Raw genomic sequence first — 6,130 nt, forward strand, 5'->3', positions numbered from 1 at the left:
AGCACGGAAAAAATTGTTGCTTTATGACCTTTGAAATAGACTTTAAGGAGAAAGAAATTCTCCCGGAGGGGGCAATGCTAGATAAAATTGACAGAAAGCTGCTTTCATTACTGCAAAGCGACTGCACCCTCTCTTTGCAGGCGCTCGCGGATGCCGTTAATCTGACAACCACTCCCTGCTGGAAACGGCTGAAACGGCTGGAAGACGACGGCGTGATCAAAGAACGGGTCGCGCTGCTGGATGCGGAAAAGCTCGGCCTCGGGCTTACGGCCTTTGTGCTGATCAAAACCCAGCATCACAGCCGCGACTGGTACTGCCGCTTTGTCTCTGAGGTCAATGCGCTGCCCGAAGTGTTAGGTTTCTGGCGCATGGCCGGCGAATACGACTACCTTTTACGGGTGCAGGTCGCCGACATGAAGCGCTATGATGATTTCTATAAACGGCTGGTGAACAGCGTACCTGGGTTGTCCGATGTGACCTCCAGTTTCGCCATGGAACAGATAAAGTTCACCACTGCGTTACCCATTGAATAACTCTCCCGGCCCGAAGCACCACCGCCGGAAAATCACGTTCAGGAAATGACCGCGTGCGATTATTTGCTCAATTAAGCTGGTACTTTCGCCGGGAATGGCGACGCTATCTCGGTGCTGTAGCCCTGCTTATCTTTATTGCCATCCTGCAGCTTATCCCGCCGAAAGTGGTGGGCTATGTGGTGGATGGCGTGACGCAACAACATTACACCACCAGCCGGGTGCTGCTGTGGATCGGCCTGCTGGTGGGGGTGGCGATTGTCACCTACCTGCTGCGCTACGTCTGGCGCGTGCTGCTTTTCGGCGCCTCCTACCAGCTCGCCGTTGAACTGCGTGAGGATTTTTACCGCCAGCTCAGCCGCCAGCATCCGGAGTTTTACCTGCGCCACCGCACCGGCGATTTAATGGCGCGCGCCACTAACGATGTCGATCGCGTGGTGTTCGCCGCCGGGGAAGGGGTGCTGACGCTGGTGGATTCGCTGGTGATGGGCTGCGTGGTGCTGGTGGTGATGTCGACGCAAATCAGCTGGCAGCTCACCCTGCTGGCACTGCTGCCCATGCCGATCATGGCGATTGTCATCAAGCGCTACGGCGACCAGCTGCACGAGCGCTTTAAGCTGGCGCAGGCGGCATTCTCCTCGCTCAACGACCGGACCCAGGAGAGCATGACCAGCATCCGCATGATCAAGGCCTTTGGCCTGGAAGATCGCCAGTCGGCGCTGTTCGCCGCCGATGCCGCCGACACGGGGCGCAAAAATATGAAGGTCGCCCGCGTGGATGCGCGTTTTGATCCGACGATTTATATCGCCATCGGCATGGCGAATCTGCTGGCCATTGGCGGCGGCAGCTGGATGGTGGTCAACGGCTCGTTAACCCTCGGGCAACTGACCAGCTTTATCATGTATCTGGGACTGATGATCTGGCCGATGCTGGCGCTGGCGTGGATGTTTAACATCGTCGAGCGCGGCAGCGCCGCCTACACCCGTATCCGCGATATGCTGGCGGAAGCCCCGGTGGTCAACGATGGTAGCGAATCCCTGCCGGACGGACGCGGCGAGCTGGCGGTGACCATTCGCGAATTCCGCTATCCGCAAACCGACAGCGCCACGCTGAACGGCGTCAATTTCACGCTTAATCCCGGACAAATGCTCGGCATCTGCGGGCCGACCGGTGCCGGGAAAAGTACCCTGCTGTCGCTGATCCAGCGCCATTTCGATGTCGATCAGGGTGAGATTGCCTATCACGGTATTCCGCTGCCGCGCCTGAAGCTCGACGCCTGGCGTAGTCGTCTGGCGGTGGTGAACCAGACGCCGTTTTTATTCTCCGATACCGTGGCGAACAATATCGCCCTTGGCAAGCCTGGGGCCACGCAGCAGGAGATCGAACACGCGGCGCGACTTGCCAGCGTCCATGAAGACATTCTGCGCCTGCCGCAGGGCTATGAAACCGAAGTGGGTGAGCGCGGCGTCATGCTGTCCGGCGGACAGAAACAGCGCATTTCTATTGCCCGCGCGCTGTTGCTCAATGCCGAGATCCTTATCCTCGACGATGCGCTCTCCGCCGTGGACGGTCGAACCGAACACGAGATCCTGCACAACCTGCGGCAGTGGGGAGAAGGGCGCACGGTGATCATCAGCGCTCACCGCCTGTCGGCCCTTACCGAAGCCAGTGAAATTCTGGTGATGCAGCACGGACATGTTGCTCAGCGCGGTCATCACGACCAGCTGTCGCAGCAGCCCGGCTGGTATCGCGACATGTATCGCTATCAGCAACTGGAAGCGGCGCTGGATGACGCGCCGGAAGAAAAAGAGGATCCTGCCAATGCGTAGTTTTGGGCAACTGTGGCCTACGCTCAAACGGCTGTTAGTGTATGGCAAGCCCTGGCGTAAACCCCTGACCCGCGCCGTTGTTATGCTGTGGGTGGCGGCGATTGCCGAAGTCTCCGGCCCGGCGCTGATCAGCTATTTTATCGATAACATGGTCGCCAAAAGTTACCTGCCGTGGGGCCTGCTGGCGGGCATGGCGGCCGCCTATATCGGCCTGCAACTGCTGGCGGCGGGACTGCACTATGCGCAGTCGCTGCTGTTTAACGAGGCGGCGGTGGGCGTGGTGCAGCAACTGCGTACCGACGTGATGGATGCGGCGCTCCGTCAACCGCTGAGCGCCTTCGATACCCAACCGGTGGGGCAGTTGATCTCCCGGGTGACCAACGATACCGAAGTGATCCGCGATCTCTACGTCACTGTGGTGGCAACCGTGCTGCGCAGCGCGGCGCTGATCGGCGCGATGCTGGTGGCGATGTTCACCCTCGACTGGCGTATGGCGCTGGTGGCAGTGACCATTTTCCCGGCGGTGCTGGTGGTGATGGCGCTGTATCAGCGCTACAGCACGCCTATTGTCCGTCGTCTGCGCAGCTATCTCGCCGACATCAACGACGGCTTTAACGAAGTGATCAACGGCATGGGCGTCATCCAGCAGTTCCGCCAGCAGGCGCGCTTTGGCGAGCGGATGGGGGAAGCCAGCCGCTCGCACTACACGGCACGTATGCAGACGCTGCGCCTTGACGGCTTTTTGCTGCGCCCGCTGCTGAGCCTGTTTTCGGCGCTGGTGCTCTGCGGCCTGTTAATGCTGTTTGGCTTTACCGCCGTCGGCACCATACAGGTGGGCGTGCTCTATGCCTTTATCAGCTATCTGGGGCGGCTTAACGAACCGCTGATCGAACTCACTACCCAGCAGTCGATGCTGCAGCAGGCGGTGGTGGCGGGGGAGCGCGTGTTTGAACTGATGGATCGCCCGCGCCAGACCTACGGCGATGACGATCGCCCGCTGGAAAGCGGCGCTGTTGAGATCGAAAACCTGTCGTTTGCCTATCGTGATGACCGGCTGGTATTGCAGGACATTAATCTGACCATTCCGTCACGCAGTTTTGTGGCGCTGGTGGGGCATACCGGCAGCGGCAAAAGTACGCTCGCCAGCCTGATGATGGGCTACTACCCGCTTACCCGGGGGGAAATTCGCCTCGACGGACGTCCGCTCTCCACCATCGGCCATAACGCGCTGCGCAACGGCGTGGCGATGGTGCAGCAGGATCCGGTAGTAATGGCAGAATCCTTTTTTGAAAACGTGACTCTCGGGCGCGACATCAGCGAAGAGAAGGTCTGGCAGGCGCTGGAAACGGTGCAGCTGGCGGAGCTGGCGCGCAGCATGAGCGACGGAATTCATACCCGTTTGGGGGAGCAGGGCAATAATCTCTCCGTCGGGCAAAAACAGCTGCTGGCGCTGGCGCGGGTGCTGGTCGGCACTCCTCAGATCCTCATCCTTGATGAGGCGACGGCCAATATCGATTCGGGCACCGAGCAGGCGATCCAGCAGGCGCTGGCGGCGATCCGCCAGCAGACCACGCTGGTGGTGATCGCTCACCGGCTGTCGACCATTGTCGAGGCGGATACCATTCTGGTGCTGCATCGCGGTCAGGCGGTGGAGCGCGGCACCCATCAGGCGTTGTTAAATGCGCAGGGGCGCTACTGGCAGATGTACCAGCTGCAACTGGCCGGGGAAGAGCTGGCCGCCGCCACGAAAGAAGAATCGCTTATCGCCTGATGCACCATTATCAGGCAGGCTACTGACAGCCATCGCTGTTGGTGCAAAAATGCAACGCACCCTGCACTGGCATGGTGCGTTTTTCTTTTCCAGGAACAATCTGAATCCCCGTCACACTTTTCCCTTTTGCTTTTTCCCCTCGCCACACGGCGTAACGGCCTGAACTTCTCCTCGTTTTTATTTCTGGCACAGCGATTGCAATACCAGAACCATGTTAGCTGCTGCCATTACCGAATTCCGCCTGGAGGAACTTTATGAAGCTGGTTACCGTGGTGATTAAACCATTCAAACTCGAAGACGTGCGTGAAGCGCTCTCTTCAATTGGTATTCAGGGGCTGACCGTGACTGAAGTGAAAGGCTTCGGGCGTCAGAAAGGTCACGCCGAGTTGTACCGTGGCGCCGAGTACAGCGTTAACTTCCTGCCAAAAGTGAAGATTGACGTGGCGATTGCTGATGATCAGCTCGATGAAGTGATCGACGTGATCAGCAAAGCGGCCTACACCGGAAAAATTGGCGACGGCAAAATTTTCGTTGCCGAGCTGCAACGCGTCATTCGCATTCGTACCGGCGAAGCCGACGAAGCGGCGCTGTAACTCCTGCACACAGTGATAGGGATGGGAAAAATGAGCAAAACAACTTTTAAATCCGTACTTGCCGCGCTGGCTTTGCTTCCGGGACTGGCGCTGGCCGCCCCGGCTGTTGCTGACAAAGCGGACAACGCCTTTATGATGATCTGCACCGCGCTGGTGCTGTTTATGACAATTCCCGGCATCGCCCTGTTCTACGGCGGTCTGATCCGCGGCAAGAACGTGCTGTCGATGCTGACGCAGGTAACAGTGACCTTCGCGCTGGTATGCATCCTGTGGGTGGTTTATGGCTACTCGCTGGCCTTCGGCGAAGGCAATAACTTCTTCGGCAACTTTAACTGGGCGATGCTGAAAAACATCGAGCTGACGGCGGTGATGGGCAGCTTCTACCAGTATATTCACGTTGCGTTCCAGGGCTCGTTTGCCTGTATTACCGTCGGGCTTATCGTCGGTGCGCTGGCGGAACGTATTCGTTTCTCTGCGGTGCTGATCTTCGTGGTGGTATGGATGACGCTCTCTTATGTGCCGATTGCGCACATGGTCTGGGGCGGCGGTCTGCTGGCTTCCCACGGCGCGCTGGACTTTGCGGGCGGTACGGTGGTGCACATTAACGCTGCGGTGGCCGGTCTGGTGGGCGCTTACCTGGTGGGTAAACGTGTCGGCTTCGGTAAAGAAGCCTTCAAACCGCACAACCTGCCGATGGTGTTTATCGGTACGGCGATCCTCTACGTGGGCTGGTTTGGTTTTAACGCCGGTTCCGCAAGCGCCGCGAACGAAATCGCCGCGCTGGCCTTCGTTAACACCGTGGTGGCAACAGCGGCAGCGATTCTGTCCTGGGTCTTTGGTGAGTGGGCGCTGCGCGGTAAACCTTCGCTGCTGGGCGCCTGTTCCGGTGCGATTGCTGGTCTGGTTGGCGTGACTCCGGCGTGCGGTTATATCGGCGTGGGCGGTGCGATGATCGTCGGTCTGGCGGCAGGTCTGGCGGGGCTGTGGGGTGTGACTATGCTGAAACGCTGGTTACGTGTCGACGACCCTTGCGATGTGTTCGGTGTGCATGGCGTCTGCGGTATCGTGGGCTGCGTACTGACCGGCGTATTCGCTTCCTCTTCTCTGGGCGGCGTGGGCTTCGCAGAAGGCGTGACCATGGGCCATCAGGTGCTGGTACAGCTGGAAAGTATCGCCATCACCGTGGTGTGGTCTGCGGTAGTGGCTTTCATCGGCTTCAAAGTGGCGGACATGACGGTTGGCCTGCGCGTACCGGAAGAGCAGGAGCGTGAAGGTCTGGACGTGAACAGCCACGGCGAGAATGCCTACAACGCCTGATTATTAACCTTAAACTGTGCCCGGCGGCGCAAGCTTGCCGGGCCTGCGTTTATCTCGTAGGCCGGGTAAGGCGAAGCCGCCACCCGGCTC

General features: G+C 59.1%; 5 protein-coding genes. All 5 read left to right on the plus strand.

Features of this window, described 5'->3' with window-relative positions:
- The first annotated feature begins 74 nt into the window (after positions 1–74).
- The 5 genes from QRD42_RS09685 (at position 75) to amtB (ending at position 6,040) form a co-directional block, all read left to right on the plus strand.
- Positions 75–533, plus strand: coding sequence for an Lrp/AsnC family transcriptional regulator (locus tag QRD42_RS09685; RefSeq protein ID WP_199775920.1), 459 nt, complete (start codon positions 75–77; stop codon positions 531–533).
- A 53-nt stretch (positions 534–586) separates the two neighbouring features.
- Positions 587–2,359 carry a SmdA family multidrug ABC transporter permease/ATP-binding protein gene (locus tag QRD42_RS09690; protein WP_321986976.1) on the plus strand — a complete coding sequence of 591 codons (1,773 nt, stop codon included), beginning with the start codon at positions 587–589 and terminating at the stop codon, positions 2,357–2,359.
- Positions 2,352–4,130 carry a SmdB family multidrug efflux ABC transporter permease/ATP-binding protein gene (locus tag QRD42_RS09695; RefSeq protein ID WP_072567559.1) on the plus strand — a complete coding sequence of 593 codons (1,779 nt, stop codon included), beginning with the start codon at positions 2,352–2,354 and terminating at the stop codon, positions 4,128–4,130. The genes QRD42_RS09690 and QRD42_RS09695 overlap by 8 nt, the downstream gene beginning before the upstream one ends.
- 254 nt (positions 4,131–4,384) lie before the next feature.
- A complete protein-coding gene (glnK, locus tag QRD42_RS09700) occupies positions 4,385–4,723 on the plus strand; it encodes a P-II family nitrogen regulator (protein ID WP_002891893.1) in 339 nt (112 codons plus the stop codon).
- A gap of 30 nt (positions 4,724–4,753) precedes the next feature.
- On the plus strand, positions 4,754–6,040 hold the full coding sequence (gene amtB, locus QRD42_RS09705) for an ammonium transporter AmtB (protein WP_072567560.1): 1,287 nt from the start codon (positions 4,754–4,756) through the stop codon (positions 6,038–6,040).
- Positions 6,041–6,130: the final 90 nt, after the last annotated feature.

It is taken from the genome of Enterobacter sp. PGRG2, from assembly GCF_030291195.1.
Taxonomy (GTDB): Bacteria; Pseudomonadota; Gammaproteobacteria; order Enterobacterales; family Enterobacteriaceae; genus Enterobacter_D.

What these genes read in the sequence shown, in the direction of transcription:
- QRD42_RS09685 (WP_199775920.1), top strand. Translation starts at nt 75, where the DNA reads ATGCTAGATAAAATTGACAGAAAGCTGCTTTCATTACTGCAAAGCGAC.
- QRD42_RS09695 (WP_072567559.1), top strand. Translation starts at nt 2,352, where the DNA reads ATGCGTAGTTTTGGGCAACTGTGGCCTACGCTCAAACGGCTGTTAGTG.
- glnK (WP_002891893.1), top strand. Translation starts at nt 4,385, where the DNA reads ATGAAGCTGGTTACCGTGGTGATTAAACCATTCAAACTCGAAGACGTG.
- amtB (WP_072567560.1), top strand. Translation starts at nt 4,754, where the DNA reads ATGAGCAAAACAACTTTTAAATCCGTACTTGCCGCGCTGGCTTTGCTT.